This is a genomic window from Thioclava sp. L04-15, from assembly GCF_002020275.1.
GTDB classification, from domain to species: Bacteria; Pseudomonadota; Alphaproteobacteria; order Rhodobacterales; family Rhodobacteraceae; genus Thioclava; species Thioclava marina.
The window spans coordinates 851202-871476 of sequence record NZ_MPZW01000001.1 but is presented as its reverse complement, the minus strand read 5'-3'; the positions used below and the strand labels follow the sequence as shown (position 1 = coordinate 871476).

17 protein-coding genes are annotated in these 20275 nt (G+C 63.1%); 11 read left to right on the top strand and 6 right to left on the bottom strand.

Annotation, left to right across the window (positions count from 1 at the left end):
* Window positions 1-41: 41 nt before the first annotated feature.
* The 11 genes from BMI90_RS04310 (at window position 42) to BMI90_RS04260 (ending at window position 12491) form a co-directional block, all read left to right on the top strand.
* Window positions 42-3770: a nitrate reductase subunit alpha gene (locus BMI90_RS04310; protein WP_078526347.1), complete on the top strand. Its 3729-nt coding sequence runs from the start codon at window positions 42-44 to the stop codon at window positions 3768-3770.
* Complete coding sequence (gene narH, locus BMI90_RS04305) at window positions 3767-5290, top strand: nitrate reductase subunit beta (RefSeq protein ID WP_078526345.1); 1524 nt, start codon at window positions 3767-3769, stop codon at window positions 5288-5290. The genes BMI90_RS04310 and narH overlap by 4 nt, the downstream gene beginning before the upstream one ends.
* On the top strand, window positions 5290-6009 hold the full coding sequence (gene narJ / locus BMI90_RS04300) for a nitrate reductase molybdenum cofactor assembly chaperone (protein WP_078526343.1): 720 nt from the start codon (window positions 5290-5292) through the stop codon (window positions 6007-6009). The genes narH and narJ overlap by 1 nt, the downstream gene beginning before the upstream one ends.
* Before the next feature lie 11 nt (window positions 6010-6020).
* A complete protein-coding gene (gene narI / locus BMI90_RS04295; protein ID WP_078526341.1) occupies window positions 6021-6788 on the top strand; it encodes a respiratory nitrate reductase subunit gamma in 768 nt (255 codons plus the stop codon).
* Between the two features lie 5 nt (window positions 6789-6793).
* Window positions 6794-7588 (top strand): peptidylprolyl isomerase, encoded by a 795-nt coding sequence (locus BMI90_RS04290; RefSeq protein ID WP_078526339.1) that lies wholly within the window; start codon window positions 6794-6796, stop codon window positions 7586-7588.
* A gap of 11 nt (window positions 7589-7599) precedes the next feature.
* Entirely contained in the window at window positions 7600-8220 is a 621-nt protein-coding gene (locus BMI90_RS04285; RefSeq protein WP_078526337.1) for a carbonic anhydrase, read from the top strand.
* Between the two features lie 10 nt (window positions 8221-8230).
* The gene (locus BMI90_RS04280) at window positions 8231-8773 is read left to right on the top strand and encodes a DUF2478 domain-containing protein (RefSeq protein WP_078526335.1); all 543 of its coding nucleotides are present in this window, start codon (window positions 8231-8233) and stop codon (window positions 8771-8773) included.
* A 163-nt stretch (window positions 8774-8936) separates the two neighbouring features.
* Entirely contained in the window at window positions 8937-9518 is a 582-nt protein-coding gene (locus BMI90_RS04275) for a TetR family transcriptional regulator (RefSeq protein ID WP_246831483.1), read from the top strand.
* A gap of 3 nt (window positions 9519-9521) precedes the next feature.
* A complete protein-coding gene (locus BMI90_RS04270; RefSeq protein WP_078526331.1) occupies window positions 9522-10667 on the top strand; it encodes an efflux RND transporter periplasmic adaptor subunit in 1146 nt (381 codons plus the stop codon).
* Window positions 10664-11797 carry an ABC transporter permease gene (locus tag BMI90_RS04265; RefSeq protein WP_078526329.1) on the top strand — a complete coding sequence of 378 codons (1134 nt, stop codon included), beginning with the start codon at window positions 10664-10666 and terminating at the stop codon, window positions 11795-11797. The genes BMI90_RS04270 and BMI90_RS04265 overlap by 4 nt, the downstream gene beginning before the upstream one ends.
* 1 nt (window position 11798) lies before the next feature.
* Window positions 11799-12491, top strand: a complete 693-nt coding sequence (locus tag BMI90_RS04260) for an ABC transporter ATP-binding protein (RefSeq protein WP_078526327.1) — start codon at window positions 11799-11801, stop codon at window positions 12489-12491.
* A 293-nt stretch (window positions 12492-12784) separates the two neighbouring features.
* Here BMI90_RS04260 and gyrB read toward each other — a convergent pair whose 3' ends face one another.
* The 6 genes from gyrB to dnaA all read right to left on the bottom strand — a co-directional run bounded on the left by gyrB (window position 12785) and on the right by dnaA (window position 20046).
* Window positions 12785-15235: a DNA topoisomerase (ATP-hydrolyzing) subunit B gene (gyrB, locus tag BMI90_RS04255; RefSeq protein ID WP_078526325.1), complete on the bottom strand. Its 2451-nt coding sequence runs from the start codon at window positions 15233-15235 to the stop codon at window positions 12785-12787.
* A gap of 81 nt (window positions 15236-15316) precedes the next feature.
* The gene (locus BMI90_RS04250) at window positions 15317-15937 is read right to left on the bottom strand and encodes a LysE family translocator (protein ID WP_078526323.1); all 621 of its coding nucleotides are present in this window, start codon (window positions 15935-15937) and stop codon (window positions 15317-15319) included.
* On the bottom strand, window positions 15934-16362 hold the full coding sequence (locus tag BMI90_RS04245; protein WP_078526321.1) for a VOC family protein: 429 nt from the start codon (window positions 16360-16362) through the stop codon (window positions 15934-15936). Before BMI90_RS04245 ends, BMI90_RS04250 begins: the two co-directional genes overlap by 4 nt.
* The gene (recF, locus tag BMI90_RS04240; protein WP_078526319.1) at window positions 16359-17417 is read right to left on the bottom strand and encodes a DNA replication/repair protein RecF; all 1059 of its coding nucleotides are present in this window, start codon (window positions 17415-17417) and stop codon (window positions 16359-16361) included. Before recF ends, BMI90_RS04245 begins: the two co-directional genes overlap by 4 nt.
* A 25-nt stretch (window positions 17418-17442) precedes the next feature.
* Window positions 17443-18561 (bottom strand): DNA polymerase III subunit beta, encoded by a 1119-nt coding sequence (gene dnaN, locus BMI90_RS04235; protein WP_078526317.1) that lies wholly within the window; start codon window positions 18559-18561, stop codon window positions 17443-17445.
* Window positions 18562-18675: 114 nt separating this feature from the next.
* The gene (gene dnaA, locus BMI90_RS04230; RefSeq protein ID WP_078527226.1) at window positions 18676-20046 is read right to left on the bottom strand and encodes a chromosomal replication initiator protein DnaA; all 1371 of its coding nucleotides are present in this window, start codon (window positions 20044-20046) and stop codon (window positions 18676-18678) included.
* Window positions 20047-20275 lie beyond the last annotated feature (229 nt).

The following is a 20275-nucleotide window of genomic DNA, read 5'->3' as shown; positions in this document are numbered from 1 at the left end:
TCGGCGCGCGCCTCTAACCCATTTCCGCAAGGAGACGCGACATGAGCCACTTGCTCGACAGACTTAACTTCCTGCAATCGAAGGAATTGGAGCAGTTCTCGAATGGCCACGGGCAAGTGACCCGCGAGGACCGCAAATGGGAAGACACCTATCGCTCCCGCTGGCGCCACGACAAGATCGTGCGTTCGACCCACGGCGTGAACTGCACCGGGTCGTGCAGCTGGAAGATCTACGTGAAATCCGGGATCGTGACCTGGGAGACGCAGCAGACCGATTATCCGCGCACCCGGCCGGGATTGCCCAATCACGAGCCGCGCGGCTGCGCTCGAGGCGCTTCCTATAGCTGGTATCTCTATTCCGCAGCGCGGATGAAATATCCGATGGTACGCGGCAAGCTGCTGAAAATGTGGCGCGAGATGCGCAAGACCAAGTCGCCAATCGCGGCATGGACCGCCATCCAGAGCGATCCTCTGCTGCGCGCCGAATACACCAAGGCCCGCGGGAAGGGCGGTTTTGTGCGCGCGAGCTGGGACGAGGCGACCGAGATCGCAGCGACCGCCAATGCCTATACTGCGAAGACCTACGGGCCCGATCGCGTCTTCGGCTTCTCGCCGATCCCGGCGATGTCGATGGTCAGTTACGCTGCCGGTGCGCGCTACCTCTCGCTTCTGGGAGGCACCTGTCTGTCCTTCTATGACTGGTATTGCGATCTTCCGCCTGCCTCGCCGCAGACCTGGGGCGAGCAGACCGACGTCCCGGAATCCGCCGATTGGTATAACGCGGGCTATCTGCTGATCTGGGGCTCGAACGTGCCGCAAACCCGCACGCCGGACGCCCATTTCTATACCGAGGCCCGCTATCGCGGCACCAAGTCTGCCGTGATCTGCCCCGACTACTCGGAAGCCTCCAAGTTCGGTGACATCTGGCTCAACCCGAAGCAGGGCACCGACAGTGCGCTCGCCATGGCGATGGGGCATGTGATCCTGCGCGAGTACCACCTCGACCGACAGGCCGAGTATTTCGAGGATTACGCGCGGCGCTACTCCGACATGCCGATGCTGGTGCTGCTCGACGAGCAAGACGGGCGTCACGTTCCCGGAAAGATGCTGCGCGCCTCCGATCTCGACGGCGCGCTGGGTGAGGCGAACAACCCCGACTGGAAGACCGTCGCCCATGACGAAACCTCCGGCAATTTGGTCGTACCCAATGGGTCGATCGGCTTCCGCTGGGGCGAAGATGGCAAATGGAACCTCGAGGACCGCGCCGGTGCAAAGGAGACGCGGCTGCGCCTGAGCCAGGTGATGGAAGAGGACCACGATGACGTGGTCGGGGTCGATTTCCCCTATTTCGGCGGCGCTGCCACCGAGAATTTCGTCAAGTGCCAGCATCCCGATGTGCTCACTCGCAACGTGCCGGTGAAAAAGGTCACGCTCGCCGATGGCCGCGAAGGCATGGTCGCTACCGTGTTCGACCTGCTCTGCGCCAATTACGGTCTCGACCGGGGGCTGGGCGGCGACTGGGTGAGCCACAATTTCGACGATGACCTGCCCTACACCCCCGCCTGGGCGGAGAAGATCACCGGCGTGTCGGCCGACAAGATCATCGCCGTGGCCCGTGAGTTCGCGACCAATGCCGAGAAGACGCATGGCAAGTCCATGGTGATCCTCGGGGCCGGTCTGAACCACTGGTATCACATGGACATGAACTACCGCGGTATCATCAACCTGCTGGTGATGTGCGGTTGCGTCGGTCAGGAAGGCGGTGGCTGGAGCCACTACGTGGGACAGGAAAAGCTTCGCCCGCAAACCGGCTGGCTGCCTCTGGCTTTCGGTCTCGACTGGTCGCGCCCGCCGCGGCAGATGAACGGAACTTCGGCCTTCTACGCCCATACCGACCAGTGGCGCTACGAGACGCTCGGCGTGAGCGAGATCCTTTCGCCCACCGCGCCGAAGGGTGACTGGGACATCTCGCTGATCGACTACAACATCCGCGCTGAACGGATGGGGTGGCTGCCGTCGGCTCCGCAACTCAAGACGAACCCGCTCGAGGTCACCAAGGCCGCCAAGGCTGCCGGCATGGATCCCAAGGATTACGTGGCCGAAAAGCTGAAGTCCGGTGAGCTGCAGATGTCCTGCGAGGACCCTGACGCCCCGGAAAACTGGATGCGCAATCTCTATGTGTGGCGTTCGAATCTTCTGGGTTCGTCGGGCAAGGGGCACGAATACTTCATTCGTCACCTGCTCGGCACCGACAGCGGGATTCTCGGCAAGGATCTTGGCGAGGAAGGTCGGGCGAAGCCGAAGGAGGCGGTCTGGCACGACAAGGCGCCGGAAGGCAAACTCGACCTGCTCGTTTGCATCGACTTCCGTATGTCGACGACCGCGGTCTATTCCGACGTCGTTCTGCCGACCGCGTCCTGGTATGAAAAGAACGACCTCAACACCTCGGACATGCACCCGTTCATTCACCCGCTTCAAGCGGCTGTGGACCCTGCTTACGAGTCGAAGTCCGACTGGGAGATCTTCAAGGCGATCGCCAAGAAATTCCAGGAGGTTTCACCGGAGGTTCTCGGCAAGGAAACCGACATTGTCCAGGCGCCGATCCTGCACGACACGGCGGGCGAATTGGCTCAGCCAGAGGTGCGCGATTGGAAGAAGGGCGAATGCGACCTGATCCCGGGCAAGACCGCGCCCAACTACGTGACGGTCGAGCGCGACTACGGCGCGATCTACGATCGGTACGTGGCGCTTGGTCCGCTGATGGACAAGCTGGGCAATGGCGGCAAGGGGATCGGCTGGGATACCAAGCACGAGGTCGAAGCGCTTCGCAAACTCAATGGCGAATGGGAGGATGGTCCCGCCAAAGGTTGCCCGAAAATCGATACCGATATCGATGCAACCGAGGTGATCCTGATGCTCGCGCCTGAAACCAACGGCGAGGTTGCGGTCAAGGCTTGGGGGGCGCTCGAGAAACCCACCGGCCGCGGGCACAAGCACCTTGCCGAAGGGCAGGAGCACACGAAGATCCGCTTCCGCGATATCGCCGCGCAACCGCGCAAGATCATCTCGTCCCCGACCTGGTCGGGTATCGAGAGCGAGGAAGTCTGCTACAACGCCGGCTACACGAACGTGCATGAGCTGATCCCGTGGCGCACCCTATCGGGTCGTCAGCAGCTCTATCAGGATCACCTCTGGATGCGCGCTTTCGGCGAGGGCTTCGTGTCCTATCGCCCGCCGGTCGACCTGAAGACCGTGACGCAAGATGTGCTCGCCGGCGACGACAAGCATGTCGTGCTGAACTTCATCACTCCGCACCAGAAGTGGGGCATCCACTCCACCTATACCGACAACCTGCTGATGCTCACGCTGAACCGCGGCGGGCCGGTGGTCTGGATTTCGGAGACCGACGCGAAGAAAGCCGGGATCGAAGATAACGACTGGGTTGAGGCCTACAACGTCAACGGCGCGCTGACCGCGCGGGCGGTCGTCTCGCAGCGGATGAAGGAAGGCACGATCTTCATGTATCACGCGCAGGAGAAGATCGTGAACACGCCGGGCTCCCAGAAGACGGGCCTGCGCGGAGGGATCCACAACTCGGTGACCCGCGCCACGCTCAAGCCCACGCATATGATCGGCGGCTACGCTCAACTCGCCTACGGTTTCAACTACTACGGCACCGTCGGTGCGAACCGGGACGAATTCGTCGTGGTCCGCAAGATGAAGAAGATCGACTGGCTCGATGAGCCCGCTACCCAGGAGGCAGCAGAATGAGAGTCCGCGCACAAATCGGCATGGTGCTGAACCTCGACAAATGCATCGGGTGTCACACCTGCTCCGTGACCTGCAAGAACGTCTGGACCAGCCGCGACGGTGTCGAATACGCCTGGTTCAACAACGTCGAGACCAAGCCCGGCACCGGCTATCCGACCGACTGGGAAAATCAGAAACGCTGGAACGGTGGCTGGAAACGCACCCGTTCCGGCAAGCTGATCCCGCGGCAGGGTTCGAAATGGCGGATCGTGGCGAATATCTTCGCCAACCCCGATCTGCCCGCGATCGACGACTACTATGAGCCGTTCGATTTCGACTACGAGCATCTCGCCAACGCGCCGGAGATGACGGCTTTCCCGACCGCCCGCCCGCGCTCCAAGATCACCGGCGAGCGGATCGAGAAGATCGAGAAGGGGCCGAACTGGGAGGAAATCCTGGGCGGCGAATTCTCGAAACGCTCGAAGGATTACAACTTCGAAGGCGTCCAGAAGGAGATCTACGGGGAATACGAGAACACCTTCATGATGTATCTGCCGCGCCTGTGCGAGCATTGCCTCAACCCGGCTTGCGCGGCCTCCTGCCCCTCGGGCGCGATCTACAAGCGCGAGGAGGACGGCATCGTCCTGATCGACCAGGACAAATGCCGCGGTTGGCGGATGTGCGTCTCGGGCTGTCCCTACAAGAAGGTCTATTACAACTGGTCGACCGGCAAATCCGAGAAGTGCACCTTGTGCTATCCGCGGATTGAAAGCGGAAACCCGACCGTGTGTTCGGAAACCTGCGTGGGCCGGATCCGGTATCTGGGTGTTATGCTCTACGATGCCGACAAGATCGAGGAGGCCGCGAACGTGCCGTCCGAGCAGAAGCTCTATGATGCGCAGCTCGACGTATTCCTCGACCCCAACGATCCGGTCGTGATCGAGGCCGCGCGCGCCGACGGCGTTCCGGAAGAGTGGATCAAGTCGGCGCAGCAAAGCCCGATCTGGAAAATGGCGATGGAGTGGAAGGTCGCTTTCCCGCTGCATCCCGAATACCGCACGCTGCCGATGGTCTGGTATATCCCGCCGCTCTCGCCGATCCAGAACGCCGCCGAAGCGGGCGCGATCGGCATGGACGGCGCGATGCCGGACGTGAAGAGCCTGCGTATCCCGCTGCGCTACCTCGCCAACATGCTGACCGCCGGTGACGAGGCCCCGATCGCGACCGCGCTCGAGCGGATGCTTGCGATGCGTTCCTACATGCGCGCCAAGACCGTCGACGGGGTTCGCGACGAGGGGATCGCCGCGCGTGTCGGTCTCTCGGGCCGGGTGATCGAAGACATGTACAAGATCATGGCGCTGGCCGATTACGAGGACCGTTTCGTGATCCCGACAACCCATCGCGAACAGGTCGAGGACGCTTACGATCTACGCGTTGGCACCGGGTTCACCGATTGCAACGGCTGCTCGACCGGGATCTCGAAGGGCTCGCTCTTCGGGGGCTCCAAACGTCCGCTCAAGATGCCGCAGGAGGTGCAGTGATGGACCGTCAACTCAATGATCGCACGCTCAAGGCCTTCTCGGTCCTGCTGAGCTATCCGACGCAGGAGTTGCAACAGGCAATGCCGGAGATCGGGGGCGTTCTCGCCTCCGAGACGCGGCTCACGGCGGCAGCGCGGCGAGACCTGCGCCCGCTGATCGAAGAGCTCGGCGCGCGTGACATCTACGCGCTCGAAGAGGACTACGTGATGCTCTTCGACCGCTCGCGCAGCCTGTCGCTGAACCTCTTCGAACATGTCCATGGAGAAAGCCGTGATCGTGGCGGCGCCATGGTCGACCTGCTCGAAACCTATCGTGCGGCCGGTTTCGAGCCGGCCACGAGCGAACTGCCCGACCACCTTCCCGTGCTGCTCGAGTTCCTCGCGACTCGTCCGGCCGAGGAAGCACGCGACATGCTCGCCGATGCGGCCCATATCCTCGCTGCGATCGGCGAGCGGCTGGGCAAGCGCGAGAGCGCCTACGCGGCGATCTTCGCGGCGCTCGTGCAAATGTCGGGTGAGGTGGCTGACGAGGAGGCCGTGGCCGAGATCCTCGCGCGACCTGATCCGTCCCCCGACGATCTCGAGGAGATCGACAAGATCTGGGAAGAAACCGAGGTCACCTTCGGTCCTGACCCGAATGCAGGCTGTCCGCAGGTGCGCGACATGCTCGCGCAGATGGATCCGCCCAAACTGCGCCACGCGAAAACCGCGGCGGAATGACGGAGGCTCAGATGAATACGTTTCTCTTTGGCATCTACCCCTACATCGCACTTTCCGTGCTCTTCCTGGGTTCGATCGCACGTTACGATCGCGATCCCTTCACCTGGAAAACCTCGTCGAGCCAGTTGCTGCGAACGCGCCATTTCGCCATCGCGTCGATCCTGTTCCACGTCGGCGTTCTGGTGATCTTCGCGGGCCATGTCGTCGGCCTTCTGACGCCAATCTGGGTCTTCGACATGCTCCATGTCAGCCATGGCGCCAAACAGATCCTCGCAATCGTGGCGGGCGGGATCGCGGGCGTGATGGCGACGATCGGCGGCGGGATGCTGCTCTATCGCCGCTGGACCGACCAGCGTATCCGGCTGACGTCGAGCTTTGCCGATATCGCGATCCTCGTGCTCCTGCTGGTACAGCTTCTGCTCGGCCTCGGGACGGTTCCGGTGAGCTGGCAGCACTCCGACGGTCACGAGATGGTCAAGTTCATGACCTGGGCGCAGATGATCTGGACCTTCCAGCCGGGCGCTGCGGACTATGTCGCGGGCGCGGCGCTTGTCTTCAAGCTCCATATCGTGCTCGGGCTCACGATCTTCCTGCTGACGCCCTTCACGCGGCTTGTCCATATCGCTTCGGGAATCTTCGCTCCGCTGCGGTATCTCTTCCTGCGCCCGGGCTACCAGATCGTCCGTTCGCGTCGGAATGCACCGCTGCCGTCGCGCAGCGATGCGGATGTCGCCAAGGCGCGTCTCAAGGCGGCCAAGTCGGTCCGTGCGGCGGAGTGAGTGCGATGACGAAACCGCTCTTTCCCGATGTGGTCGTGAACGGCCAGAAGATCCCTTCCGCGGCAATAGCCGCGGAAGCCCAGCATCATAACGGTCCGAGTGACAAACCCGGTATCGCCTGGCGCAAGGCGGCCAATGCGCTCGCGGTTCGCGCGCTGCTTCTGCAAGAAGCGGAACGACGCGCGATTGACGCCGACCCTCAGGAGGTCGCTCCGGGGCAGATCGAGACCGATGACGAGGCTTTGATCCGTGCGCTTCTCGAAGATGCCGTCGAGGTGACGCCGCCCTCCGAGGACGCGATCCGTGCCGAATGGGAGCGTGATCCCACGCGGTTCCGCGCCCCGCCCCTTTGGGAAGCGGCGCATATCCTGATCGCTTGCGATCCGCGCGACGAGGCGCAACGCGGGGCGGCTGAGACCCGCGCGCGTGCCCTGGCGACGGAGGCCGTCGAAAAGCCCAAGAGCTTCGCGCGTCTGGCCAAGGAAAACAGTGATTGCTCCTCGCGGGGCGAGGGTGGCTTCCTCGGCCAACTCGGTCCGGGCGACACCGTTCCCGAGTTCGAGAGGGTCCTGCGTGCGCTTGGTGAAGGAGAGATCACCGCGGAGCCCGTTCTCAGTCGCTTCGGCTGGCATGTGATCCGTCTCGATGCGGTCGCCGAAGGCGCGCCCCTTCCATACGAGACCGTGCGTCCGCGCATTTCTGAGGCGATGGAGAAGGCGGCCTGGACGCGTGCAGTGCGCGCCTATGTGGCAGAGCTTGCCGCGCGTGCCGAGATCTCCGGGGTCGATCTGGCGGCGTAGGAACGAAAGCGATGCTGAGCGATCTCTTCACGCGCAACCGCACTTGGTCGGAACACCGCAAGGCGGAGGAGCCGGGCTACTTCGCCCGTCTCGCCACCCGGCAGAACCCGGAGTTTTTCTGGGTGGGCTGCGCCGACAGCCGCGTTCCGGCAAATGTGGTGGCCGGGCTCGACCCCGGCGAAGTCTTCGTCCATCGCAATGTCGCCAATGTCGTGCATTCCTCGGACATGAACTTGCTGAGTGCGCTCGAATTCGCCGTCGAAAGCCTCGGTATTCGCGAGATTATCGTGTGCGGTCATTACGGCTGCGGCGGTGTCAAAGCGGCGACCGAGGAGATGCTGGGCGGCCTGACGGACCATTGGCTCGAGCCGATCCGCCGGCTCGCGCGCGCCTATGCGATTGATCTTGCGCAGTTGCCCGATATCGAGGCGAGGCGCGACCGTCTGGCCGAACTCAACGTGGTCGAGGGGGTGCGCCGGATCGCGGAGACGCCAATTCTCCAGCGAGCCTGGGCCGCAGGGAAGCCGGTCAAGGTTCATGGATTGATCTATGGTCTCAAGGATGGCGTGCTCGCCGACCTCGACTGCACAATCACGCGCGCGAGTGTCTTCGGTGAAGATGAGCCGCGCTGAATGTGGACAGATGATTGAACGGAAAGGACACGAGATGTTTCCTATCGCCGCTATCCAAAGCCCCGGGCGGGGCGACGCAGACTTCCTGATGGCGCGATTTGCCCGGCAGGCGCTTGCGCGCGGGCTTCGTGTGCGTGGCGTTGTGCAGGTCAATATTGATCGACCCAAAAGCCATGCCTGCGATATGGATATCCAGGTTCTTCCGGACGGCCCGGTACTGGCTATTTCGCAGGCTCTGGGGAGAGGATCGCGCGGATGTCGTCTTGATCCGGCGGCGCTCGAAGCCTCTGTCGCCGCAGTGTCGCGCAGTCTCGCGGGCGGGGCCGATCTGCTCGTCGTCAACAAGTTCGGCAAGATGGAGGCGGAGGGGCGCGGGTTTCGGCCTGTGATTGCCGAAGCTATCTTGCAGGGCATTCCTGTCCTCGTTGGGATCAACGGCCTGAATGAAGCGGCCTTCGACGCGTTCACGGGTGGATATGGTTGCCGCCTTCCTTTCTCCCTCGAGGCGATTGACGAGTGGTTCGAGGATGCACGCGGCCTTGTCGGCGCCTGAGGTCTCAACAAGGCTGCCTCTTACCCCGAAGATTCCGAAAGTATTTGTCACGGAAGTAACCGGGGCGGCGACCTGTTCGAAGCCCCCATTGACGTCTTGGGATGCTGCATTTAGTAAGTAAGTGATAACTTACTAAAGGTGTCCGATGCGGAAGTCAGCAGGTTTGAGAAAAGCCGAAATCGTCTCGACCGTTCTCGAGATGGCCGACCAGATCGGCCCCGATCGCGTGACTACGAATGCGGTCGCGAAACAGATCGGGCTGACCCAGGCGGCTCTGTTCCGGCACTTTCCGTCCAAGGCAGAGCTTTGGGGCGCGGTCGCCGAACATGTCACCGACACGCTGGCGACGGCTTGGGAGGCAGCACTTGAAGATGTTTCGGATCCGCTGGAACGGGTGCACGCGCTGGTGGCTGCCCAGCTTGGGGTGATCGCGCGCACGCCCGCGATCCCGATGCTTCTGTTCTCGCGGGAATTGACCACCGAGAACGAGGTTCTGCGCGGCGCTTTCCGAGAGCGCCTCGGCGTGTTTCACGAAACGCTCGCGGCAGACCTCGCCGCCGCACAGTCACAGGGCCGGATAGCGGCCGATCTCCGGCCGCGCGATATCGCCTACCTGCTGAGTTCGCTCGTTCAGGGCGCCGCGATCCGCTGGGCGCTCGGGCCGCGCACCACATCAATGGAAGAGACGGGGCTCGCGCTGCTCGATGTGCAGCTGCGCCTCCTCGAATGCAGGAAGGATCGCTGAGAGATGCGCAAGAGCTGGTTTGTCGTCGGGGTTGCCGCAATTGCTCTGGCAGGTGGGATCTGGGTGATGCGCCATCGCCCGCTGCCGGTGCAGGTGCTCTCGCCGGAGACCGATGTCACTTTGCGACTCTATGGTCTGGGAACCGTCGAGGCACGTGTGCTGAGCGAGGTTGGCTTCGAGCTGGGTGGCGCCGTGCAGAGCCTGTCCGCAGATGCGGGCGATCGCGTTCTGGCCGGGCAGGAACTGGCGCGTCTGCATCCCGAGGAACAACAGGCGCGCGTGGCCCAAGCCGAGGCCGGGGTGGAAGCGGCACGCGCGGCGCTCGCGAAGGCGGAAGCGGCCCTGCCGCGCGCTCAAGCGGTATTGTCACAACGCGAGGCGGCCAATACGCGCCAGCAGGAACTTGCACGAACGGACCGGGCCTCGAAGCAAAGCGCGGAGGAAACCCAGCGCGATCTCGATGTGGCGCGCGCCGATCTCGCTGTGGCCGAAACCGAACTGATGGTGCTGCGGGCTCAGGCGGCGGAGGCGGACGCCAATCTGCAATCGGCCCGCACGCTTCTCGAAAAGCACGTTCTGGCCGCGCCCTATGATGCCCTGATCATTGCGCGCAAGGCCGAGGCTGGCACGGTGGTCAAGGCGGGTGACACGATCTTCAGCCTGATCGATCCGCAGACGATCTGGATTCAGACCTATATCGACGAGGAGCGCGCGGGCCAGCTTGCGCTGGGGCAGGTGGGCGCCATCCGTCTTCGTTCGCGCCCGCAACAAGAGTTTCATGGCAACATCGTGCGGATCGGGTTGGAAAGCGACCGCGTCAACGAGGAGCGCAAGGTCTGGCTCGCTTGCACGGATTGCCCCGCCGAAATGTATCTGGGCGAACAGGCCGAGGCTCTGGTCACGACTGGTCATCGCGATCGGGCCTTGATGGTGCCCGAGGTCGATATCATCGGCTTTGATGGCGCGTCGGGAACGGTCTGGATCGCGCAGGATGGGGCGCTGGCACAGGCAACCCTGGAGTTCGGTGCGCGCGACGATCTGGGGCGCTCCGAAGTGACGGGCGGATTGCCGGAAGGGGCGAAAATCGTCTCGCCAGTTCCCAAAGATGCGGTCGAAGGCCGCAAGGTTCGCATCGGGGCGGGCGCATGAACCTCGCGCTCAAGGACATTCGGCACAGTCTCTTTCGCTTTATCCTGACCTGCTTCGGGCTGGGGTTGCTGATGACTGTCGTGCTGGCGATGATCGGGATCTATAACGGTCTCGTCTCGGATGCGCTGGCCGCGGTGAAAGCGCCGCGCGCGGATCTCTGGGTCGTCGAGGCCAATACGCAGGGGCCCTTTGCCGAGGCGTCTTCGCTGCCTGCCGCGACACGCGATGCGGTCGCGCGTCTTCCGGGGATCGCCGAGGCGGGCGCGATCACTTACCAGACCATCGAAGCGCAGCACGGGACGCAGACGCTCCGGCTATATGTCATCGGTTACGAACGGGGTCGTCCCGGAGGTCCGTCCACCGTCACCGAGGGGCGTGGGCTTGGGCGCAGTCATTACGAATTGGTGGCCGATCGAAAGTCAGGGCTTGAAGTGGGCGACACGATCCGTCTTGGACGCAACCGGTTTACCGTCGTCGGGCTAACGGAAGACGCGATGAATTCCGGTGGTGATCCCGCAGTTTTCATGACGCTTTCCGACGCGATGGCCCTACAGAGCGAACTCGATCCCGCAGCCGAGCGGGTCCGCGCGGCCCGTGGAGCGGCCTCGCCTGACGCCAGCAATGTCGCGGCAGTCATCGCACGGATCGAGTCAGATGCAGATGTCGCGCGGGTGGCTGCGACGATCCGGCAATGGAAACATCTGGGCGCTCTGACCCAAGCGCAGCAAGAAGAGCTCCTGCTCGCTTCGGTCGTCGATCGCGCGCGCCGACAGATCGGGCTGTTCCTGGGGATCCTGCTCACCGTTTCGGCAGTGGTGATCGCGCTGATCATCTACACAATGACGATGGAGAAGCTGAAACAGATCGCGACGCTCAAGCTGATCGGCGCACCGGATCGCACCATCCTCGGTCTCATCGTTCAGCAGGCGCTGATCCTGGGCACCTCCGGCTGGGCGATCGGGCTGTCGTTGATCTTGCTGGTGAAAGACAATTTCCCCCGGCGGGTGGTGCTGGAGCCGACCAACGCATTGGTGCTCGCCGGGATCATCGTCGGCGTCTGCATCGTGGCGTCAGGGCTCGGCATCCGCGCCGCGCTCAAGGTCGATCCCGCGACGGCGCTGGGAGGTTGAAATGGCGATTGGTGATCTTCTCGTCGATGTGTCGGGTGTGGCCAAACATTACGGCGAGGGCGAAACGCGTGTCGACGCTTTGCGCGCGGTCGATTTGCAGATCCATGCAGGTGAGGTCGTGGCGATGCTCGGCCCTTCGGGGTCGGGCAAGACCTCGCTGCTCAACATCATCGGCTGCATCGTCGATCCGTCCGCAGGCCGGCTCGTCCTCGATGGCGAGACGGTGTTTGATGGCCGCTGGCTGCGCGGAAACCTGCGCCAATTGCGGCTCGACAAGATCGGTTTCATCTTTCAGGCGCATAACCTTTTGCCCTTCCTCACCGCCGAGGAGAACGTCTCTGTCGTGCTCGATCTCGCAGGGTGGAAACCCGCGGCGGCGCAAACGCGGGCGCGCGAACTGCTGGACTATCTCGAGGTCGGACACCGCGCCGGGGTAAAGCCTGCACATCTGTCGGGCGGAGAGGCACAGCGCGTCGCCATCGCGCGCGCTCTGGCGAACCGACCCCGGATCATCCTTGCCGACGAGCCGACGGCTGCGCTCGATTCCGTGCGCGCTCAGCTCGTGATGGACCTCTTGCGCAAGCTCGCCGTCGAACAGGAAGCCTGCATCCTCACCGTGACCCATGACGAGAAGATCTTCGACCGGTTCGACCGGCTGATCCATTTGCGCGATGGGCGTCTCAGCGCTGAATAAGGTTCGGTTCTGAAATAGACCGAGGCCGTTTCTCTCGCCACAATCCACGATAGCGATACGCTTTGAGGCGGCTCTGCAAAGGCAGATCTCGAACAGGCGCGCGGCACTGGGTTTGGCCTCATACGCCCATCACATTCGTCGAACGCCTGTTCGCCGCAACCGGTTGAAGTGCCGCGCGATCTGCAAATTCCGCCCGGAGGGCGGCTTTACCACCCATGCGGCGAAAGGGCGTTGATCCCGTCAGGGTGATGTCTACGGGCAGCGCGAAACATTATGTGCTGCCCTACACCGACTCAGAAATCGAGGTTTTCCACCGTCAGTGCGTTTTGCTGGATGAATTCGCGGCGCGGTTCGACCACGTCGCCCATCAGCTTCGAGAAGATGTCTTCGGCCTCGGCCACGTCCTCGATGCGCACCTGCAAAAGCGTGCGCGCCGAAGGGTCGAGTGTGGTTTCCCAGAGCTGCTCGGGGTTCATCTCGCCCAGACCCTTGTAGCGCTGAAGGCTGAGGCCCTTTTCGCCTTCCTGCAAGATCGCGTCGAGCAGTTCGAGCGGGCCATGGATCAGGATCTCGCGCTCCTTGCGGGCAAGTTTTGCAGGGCGGTCATAGACCTCGCGAAGATCCTCGGTCTGGGAACCGAGGCGGCGGGCTTCGCCCGAGCGCAGCACCGCGCCGTCAAGCGTGCGGACCTCTTCCACGCCGCGCAACACACGGGCGAGGCGGATGCCATGATCCTGGGTCGGGCGACCCTGCCAGCCGCGCTCGTATTCCAGAGCGACGAGATCGAGACGCTGCGCGACGGCATTCGCCACGCCCTGCGCGTCGGCGTCGATCTTGCCGGGCAGCATCGCGCCTGCGATCGCGGCCTGTTCGAGGATATGACGCGGGTAATGGGTCGGGAAAGTGGCGAGGATGCGCTTGATCAGGCGAGCCTCTTCGACCACGCGCTTGAGATCCTGACCGCTGATTTCCTCGCCGGTGTTGAGGCGCAGAATGGCCCCCTCGACACCCATGTCGATCAGGTAATCTTCCAGCGCGGTCTGGTCCTTCAGATAGACCTCGGACTTGCCGCGCGAGACTTTGTAGAGCGGCGGCTGGGCGATGTAGAGATAACCATGCTCGATGATCTCGGGCATCTGGCGGAAGAAGAAGGTCAAGAGCAGCGTGCGGATGTGCGCACCGTCCACGTCGGCATCGGTCATGATGACGATCTTGTGGTAGCGCAGCTTGTCGATGTTGAACTCGTCGCGGCCGATCCCGGTGCCGAGCGCGGTGATCAGCGTGCCGATCTGATCGGAGCTGAGCATCCGGTCGAAGCGCGCACGCTCCACGTTGAGGATCTTGCCGCGCAGCGGCAGCACGGCTTGGTTCTTGCGCTCGCGGCCCTGCTTGGCCGAGCCGCCGGCGGAGTCACCCTCGACGAGGAAGACTTCGGAGAGGGCGGGGTCTTTTTCCTGACAATCGGCGAGCTTGCCGGGCAGTGAGGCCACATCCATCGCAGTCTTGCGGCGTGTCAGTTCGCGGGCCTTGCGGGCGGCTTCACGGGCGAGCGCGGCTTCAATGATCTTGCCGACGATCTGCTTGGCCTCGTTCGGGTTTTCCTCGAACCATTCGGCGAGCTTTTCGTTCACGAGGTTCTCGACGGCCGGGCGGACCTCGGAGGAGACCAGCTTGTCCTTGGTCTGGCTGGAGAATTTCGGATCCGGCACTTTCACCGAGAGCACGCAGGTCAAGCCTTCGCGCGCGTCATCGCCGGTGAAATCGACTTTCTCGCGCTTAGCGATGCCGCTTTCCTGCGCGTATTTCGTGATCGTGCGGGTCAGCGCCGCGCGCAGGCCAGCGAGGTGGGTGCCACCGTCGCGCTGCGGGATGTTGTTGGTGAAGGGCAGCACCGATTCATGGTAGCTGTCATTCCACCACATCGCGACTTCGACGCCGATGCCGCGCACCTCGCCGACCATGTAGATCGGCTCGGGCATGACGGCGGTTTTCGAACGATCCAGATATTTCACAAATTCCCGAACGCCGCCTTCGTAATGCAGTTCGGTGTGCACCGGCTCGGCGGGGCGTTCGTCCTCGATGATGATACGGACGCCGGAATTGAGGAAAGCGAGTTCGCGCAGGCGCTTTTCGAGCGTGGCGAAGCTGTATTCGAGGTTCGAGAAGGTGCCCTCCGGGTCGGTCTCCTTGTTGGAGGCCAGGAAGCGCACCTCGGTGCCCTTCTCGCCGGGCGCATCGCCGACGACATGGACATGCTCGACGCATTCGCCATGCTCGAAACGGGCCTTGTAGATCTTGTCGTCGCGCCAGACGGTCAGCTCCAGCCAGTCCGAGAGCGCGTTCACCACCGAGACGCCGACCCCGTGCAGACCGCCCGAAACCTTGTAGGCATTGCCGTCATCGTCGGTGTTGTTGAACTTCCCGCCCGCATGAAGCTGGGTCATGATGACTTCGGCTGCCGACACGCCTTCCTCGGCATGGATATCGACCGGAATCCCGCGCCCGTTATCGCGCACCGAGACCGAGCTGTCGGCGTGAATTTTCACGTGAACGTAGTCCGCGTGACCCGCAAGAGCCTCGTCGATCCCGTTATCGACGACCTCGTAGACCATGTGATGCAGGCCCGAGCCGTCATCGGTGTCACCGATATACATGCCCGGCCGTTTACGCACGGCTTCCAAGCCTTTGAGAACCTTGATGGATTCGGCGCCGTAATTGTTCTTCTTCGGGGTGTCGTCGGTCATGCCTGCGCGTCCTGTCTTTGCTGCCGTTTTTATATCGGCTGGGCGCGGCAATGTCACGCCTTGGACACAAGATTTGGGGGCTCACGTCACGGCGATCACGAGGCCTACGAAGATCATCAGCCCGCCTGCGATCCGGTTGAGCCGTGCGAGCTTGCCGCGGCTTTGCACGAAGGTCCGGATCCGGTCCACAAAGGCCGAAAGGATGATGTTACCGGTGAAGGGGATGATGGCCGAGATCAGGCTGACGATCGTGATGTCGATCCAGGTCATCGTAGCGATCGGGAAGAAGCCCGGCAAAATCCCCATGTAGAACAGGATCGCCTTGGGGTTGCCGATGATCACGATGAGACCGGCGACGAAACCGGCCCACATGCCGGGGCGCGTCAGGCGGCTGTCGGAGCTGATCTTGTGATCGGCGTGGCGGATCAGCAGGATCCCCATGCCGATGAACATCGCGACCGCCACCCAGCGCAGCACGACGAGGAAATAGCTGAATTCCTGCACGAGCCAGGAGACGCCAAGGATGGCAAGTGCGGGCCAGATCATGTCGCCCACCGTCACGCCAAGCGCGAGCGGCCAGGCTGCGGCGAACCCGCCCGACATGGCGCGCGCCAGTAGCGCGAGCCAGACAGGGCCGGGGGTCAGAAACAGAACGAGAAGCGCGCCGGAGTAAAGGGCGATCTGCGCAAAGGTGAGCGTCATGGCAGGGTCAGGCTTCCATCATCGGCCAATGGCCAGAAAGGGTTGTGGGCGAGTTCCCAGACATGGCCGTCGGGATCGGCGTAATAACCGGAATATCCGCCCCAGAAGACCTTTTCGGGCGCCTTCAGCGGCGTTGCCCCGGCGGCCAGCGCTTCGGCAAAAGCGGCATCGACATCCTCAGGCGTGTCGAAATTCTGTGCCAGCGTCATCGCCCCGGTCCCGAGCGCCGCATCTGGACGGCCCTGATCCTTCGCCAGATCATCCAGCCCGAACAGGCCAAGCACCATGCCGTGCAGCTGGTAGAATGCGACGCCTTCCGGCTCCGCATGCGGCTGCCAGCCAAGCGCGGCGTAAAAGGCTTTGGCCCGGTCGAGATTTCCCACGCCGAGCGTGATCAGCGTGACGCGCTGTTTGGGGTAACTCATGGCGTGACCTCCTCGACCTGCGATCCCCGCGGCCCCTCGACAACCTCGAGATATTGACCGCGCCGGCCTAGCGCGTCGAACAGCTCTGCCCCGGTCCCGGTCATCATCACCTGGGCATCGAGCGCGCAGATTTCGTCATAAAGCGCCGCGCGCCTGCCGGAGTCCAGATGCGCCGCGACCTCGTCGAGCAAAAGCACCACATCCTCGCCCGCAAGCGCGCGCGCATTGGCGAGGATGAGCGAGATCAGAAGCGCTTTTTGCTCGCCGGTGGAACATTGCGCAGCGGGCGCGTCCTTCTCGACGTAAGTGGCCAGAAGGTCGGCGCGATGGGGGCCTTCCAGCGTGCGCCCCGCCGCCATGTCGCGTGCGCGGTTCGCATCAAGCGCTGCGGCCAGATCGTCGGGCCCCTCATTGTCGAGCTCCAGCCGCGCGGCGGGGAAGGCCGTGGTCGCATCGGCCTGCGCCTGCATGATCCGTGCCAGCGCCTCGGCCCGGTTCGCCCGGATCGCGGCACCCGCCTCGGCCATCTGACCTTCCAGCGCATGATACCAGTTCGGATCGCGCACCATGTCTTTCAGAAGTCGGTTGCGTTCGCGCATCGCCTTTTCATAGGCGAGCGTGACCTCGGCATGGGACGGGGTGAAGCTCATCACCATCCGGTCGAGAAAGCGCCTGCGTCCCTCGGCCCCTTCGATCCAGAGCCGGTCCATCGAGGGCACGAGCCAGAGCACCCGCAGGATTTGCGCCAGTGCCATCTGCGGCGCGGCTTTTCCGTCGATCTCGACGCGACGGGATTCACCGGGCAAGGCGGAGGTCTCGATCTCATGCGTGTCGGTCGCCGCCTGGAGCTTCCAGCCCACGGCCTCGGCACGGCGCATCAGCTCATCGGCCTGCGCCCGGCGCAAGCCGCGCCCCGGTGAAAGCAGAGAAACCGCCTCCAGGATATTCGTCTTGCCGGCCCCGTTCGGCCCGTAGATCGCCACGGGCCGTCCATCGAAGGCAATTTCGGCACGGCGATGCGAGCGGAACTGCAATATCTTGAGGTTCCGCAGCATCAGATTGTCCGGCTGGGAGCCTGCGTCACACGCGCATCGGCATGACCACGTAGACAGCAGAGGTGTCGCCACCTTCGCGCATCAGGGTCGGATCGCCCGAGGAGTTGAACAGGAAGACGGCATTCTCGCGATCAACCTGGCTCGCGATTTCGAGCAGGTATTTCGCGTTGAAGCCGATCTCGAGCGGCTCGTCGGCATAGGCCACGACCAGTTCTTCCTCGGCGGCACCGGCATCGGGCGCGTTGACCGAAAGTACCAGCTTGTCGGCATCGAGCGCGAGTTTCACTGCACGCGAACGCTCGGACGAGACAGTCGCCACGCGATCCACCGCCTTTGCGAATTCGGTCGCATCGACTTCAAGCTGGCGCGTGTTCCCGGTCGGGATGACGCGGGTGTAATCTGGGAAGGTGCCGTCGATGACTTTCGAGGTCAGCGTGATCACCGGGGTGGCGAAACGGACCTTGGTTTCCGACACCGAGACGGCGATTTCCTGTTCGTCATCGTCGAGCAGCTTACGCAGCTCGTTTACGGTCTTGCGCGGCACGATCACGCCGGGCATGCCATTCGCGCCGTCGGGCAAGGCCGCGTCGATGCGGGCGAGGCGGTGACCATCGGTCGCCACGCAGCGCAGGACCTGGCCATCCTCGCCAGTCGCGACATGCATGTAGACGCCGTTGAGGTAATAGCGGGTTTCCTCGGTCGAGATGGCGAATTTCGACTTGTCGAAGAGGCGGCGCAGCACGCCCGCTTTCGCGGCGAAATTGGCGACATATTCCGAGCTCGCCATGACCGGGAAGTCTTCTTTCGGCAGCGTGGCGAGGTTGAAGCTCGACTTGCCAGCCTGCACGTTCAGGCGGCCCGCCGCGGCATCGTCAGAGATCGAGACCAGCGCGCCATCGGGCAGTTTGCGGACGATCTCGTGCAGCATCACGGCCGAGACGGTGGTGGCACCGGCGCGCTCGACCATCGCGGGAGCCTTGTCGACCACCTCGATATCAAGGTCAGTGGCGCGGAATTGGACCGTGTCGCCTTCAGCTTCGATCAACACATTGGCGAGGATCGGGATCGTGTTGCGGCGTTCCACAACGGATTGCGCTTGCGATACGGCCTTGAGCAGCGCGGCACGTTCGATGCTGAATTTCATGTCGATCCCTCACGACTTTCCGGGGGTGGCAAGGTAGCACCTTGCGCCACCGGCACAACGGTTTTCGCAGACATTCGGCCGCTTTGCCCGGAGCGTCAAGCCCAGCGGGCGAGATCAGCTTTCAAGGAGGCGGCGGAGCAACTCGATATCTTCGGCGAGTTGCGAATCCGTCGCGCGCAGCTCCTCGATCTTGCGGATGCCGTGCATGATCGTGGTGTGATCACGACCGCCAAAGCGGCGACCGATATCGGGCAGCGAGCGGGTGGTCAGCGATTTCGCGAGGAACATCGCGACCTGACGCGGCCGGGCGATCGCGCGCAGGCGCTTGGGCCCCACCAGATCGGACAGGCGGACATTGTAGTGCTCGGCCACCTTGCGCTGGATCTCTTCGACGGTGACCTTGCGCTCGGATTGGCGAAGCTGGTCCTTGAGGCATTCCTGCGCCAGATCCATCGTGATCTCGCGGCCGATCAGAGAGGCGTAGGCAAAGAGGCGGGTCAGGGCGCCTTCGAGAATACGCACGTTCGAGCTGATGCGGTGCGCGATGAATTCGAGCACGCCGGGCGCGATCTGGAGATCGGGATATTCGGTGCGATAGGCATCGGTCTTGGTCTGGAGAATCCCGAGGCGGAGTTCGTAATCCGTGGGATGCAGATCGACGACGAGGCCACAGGACAGGCGCGACTTGATGCGCTCCTCGAGGTCCTTGATCTCGCCGGGCGCGCGATCGGCGGAAATGACGATCTGTTTGCCCTGATCGACGAGCGCGTTGAACGTGTGGAAGAACTCTTCCTGCGTCGATTCCTTGCCGGCGATGAACTGCACGTCATCGACCATGAGCACGTCGATCGAGCGGAACATCTCTTTGAAGTCCATGATCTGCTTGTCACGCAGCGCCTGAATGAAGCGGTACATGAATTGCTCGGCCGAGAGGTAGAGTACGCGCAGATCGGGACGCTGCACCTGAAGTTCATGCGCGATCGCGTGCATCAGGTGCGTCTTGCCGAGGCCGACGCCACCGTAAAGGAAAAGCGGGTTGAAGGTGACGGGGCCGCCTTCGGCGACACGCTTGGCCGCGGCATGTGCCAGCTCGTTCGGCTTGCCGACGACGAAGCTGTCAAAGGTGAAACGCGCGTCGAGCGGCGCACCGGGGAGAGGTTCGGACTCGGCGCGGGCAGGCTTGCGCGGCTTGACCGGCATTGCGGCGGGTTTCGCAGCGGGCTTGGCGCCATTGGCAACCTGACGCAGCGGCACGGAAATATCAACGCGCTCGGCGCTCACGCCCGCACGGCGCAGCTCGCTCAGAATCGGTTCGGCGAAGTTGCGCGAGACCCAGTCTCGCATGAATTTGGTCGGCGCCCGGAAAGAGGCGATCCCGTCTTCGAGGTCGATCAGCTCCAGTGGAGCGATCCAGGTCGTGAAGTTATTCTGCCCAACGCTTTTTTGAAGTTCATCGCAGACCCGGCCCCAGGTATCGTCCGTCATTTTCCCGCCCATATATCACACACATCAAGTGCGACGAGATCGCTCTGGGCGCATGCGGAATCGCGGCTGGCAGGCCGTCTCCTCCCCATGGCAACAAGACATGACAGCCGCTCCGGGAATCCTCCCGGTTGCAGGCATACCTGCCGAAGCTGAGGGTTTTGAGCCCTCGAGAATCGGAATCGCATCTTGCCGGGCTGCGGCGAGGCTTTTTCTTTGTCGTGGCAGACTT

What these genes read in the sequence shown, in the direction of transcription:
- BMI90_RS04245 (WP_078526321.1), bottom strand. Translation starts at nt 16,362, where the DNA reads ATGAGTTACCCCAAACAGCGCGTCACGCTGATCACGCTCGGCGTGGGA.
- narH (WP_078526345.1), top strand. Translation starts at nt 3,767, where the DNA reads ATGAGAGTCCGCGCACAAATCGGCATGGTGCTGAACCTCGACAAATGC.
- narJ (WP_078526343.1), top strand. Translation starts at nt 5,290, where the DNA reads ATGGACCGTCAACTCAATGATCGCACGCTCAAGGCCTTCTCGGTCCTG.
- BMI90_RS04250 (WP_078526323.1), bottom strand. Translation starts at nt 15,937, where the DNA reads ATGACGCTCACCTTTGCGCAGATCGCCCTTTACTCCGGCGCGCTTCTC.
- gyrB (WP_078526325.1), bottom strand. Translation starts at nt 15,235, where the DNA reads ATGACCGACGACACCCCGAAGAAGAACAATTACGGCGCCGAATCCATC.
- BMI90_RS04260 (WP_078526327.1), top strand. Translation starts at nt 11,799, where the DNA reads ATGGCGATTGGTGATCTTCTCGTCGATGTGTCGGGTGTGGCCAAACAT.
- recF (WP_078526319.1), bottom strand. Translation starts at nt 17,417, where the DNA reads ATGCTGCGGAACCTCAAGATATTGCAGTTCCGCTCGCATCGCCGTGCC.
- BMI90_RS04285 (WP_078526337.1), top strand. Translation starts at nt 7,600, where the DNA reads ATGCTGAGCGATCTCTTCACGCGCAACCGCACTTGGTCGGAACACCGC.
- BMI90_RS04310 (WP_078526347.1), top strand. Translation starts at nt 42, where the DNA reads ATGAGCCACTTGCTCGACAGACTTAACTTCCTGCAATCGAAGGAATTG.
- dnaA (WP_078527226.1), bottom strand. Translation starts at nt 20,046, where the DNA reads ATGACGGACGATACCTGGGGCCGGGTCTGCGATGAACTTCAAAAAAGC.
- BMI90_RS04290 (WP_078526339.1), top strand. Translation starts at nt 6,794, where the DNA reads ATGACGAAACCGCTCTTTCCCGATGTGGTCGTGAACGGCCAGAAGATC.
- BMI90_RS04265 (WP_078526329.1), top strand. Translation starts at nt 10,664, where the DNA reads ATGAACCTCGCGCTCAAGGACATTCGGCACAGTCTCTTTCGCTTTATC.
- narI (WP_078526341.1), top strand. Translation starts at nt 6,021, where the DNA reads ATGAATACGTTTCTCTTTGGCATCTACCCCTACATCGCACTTTCCGTG.
- dnaN (WP_078526317.1), bottom strand. Translation starts at nt 18,561, where the DNA reads ATGAAATTCAGCATCGAACGTGCCGCGCTGCTCAAGGCCGTATCGCAA.
- BMI90_RS04270 (WP_078526331.1), top strand. Translation starts at nt 9,522, where the DNA reads ATGCGCAAGAGCTGGTTTGTCGTCGGGGTTGCCGCAATTGCTCTGGCA.
- BMI90_RS04280 (WP_078526335.1), top strand. Translation starts at nt 8,231, where the DNA reads ATGATTGAACGGAAAGGACACGAGATGTTTCCTATCGCCGCTATCCAA.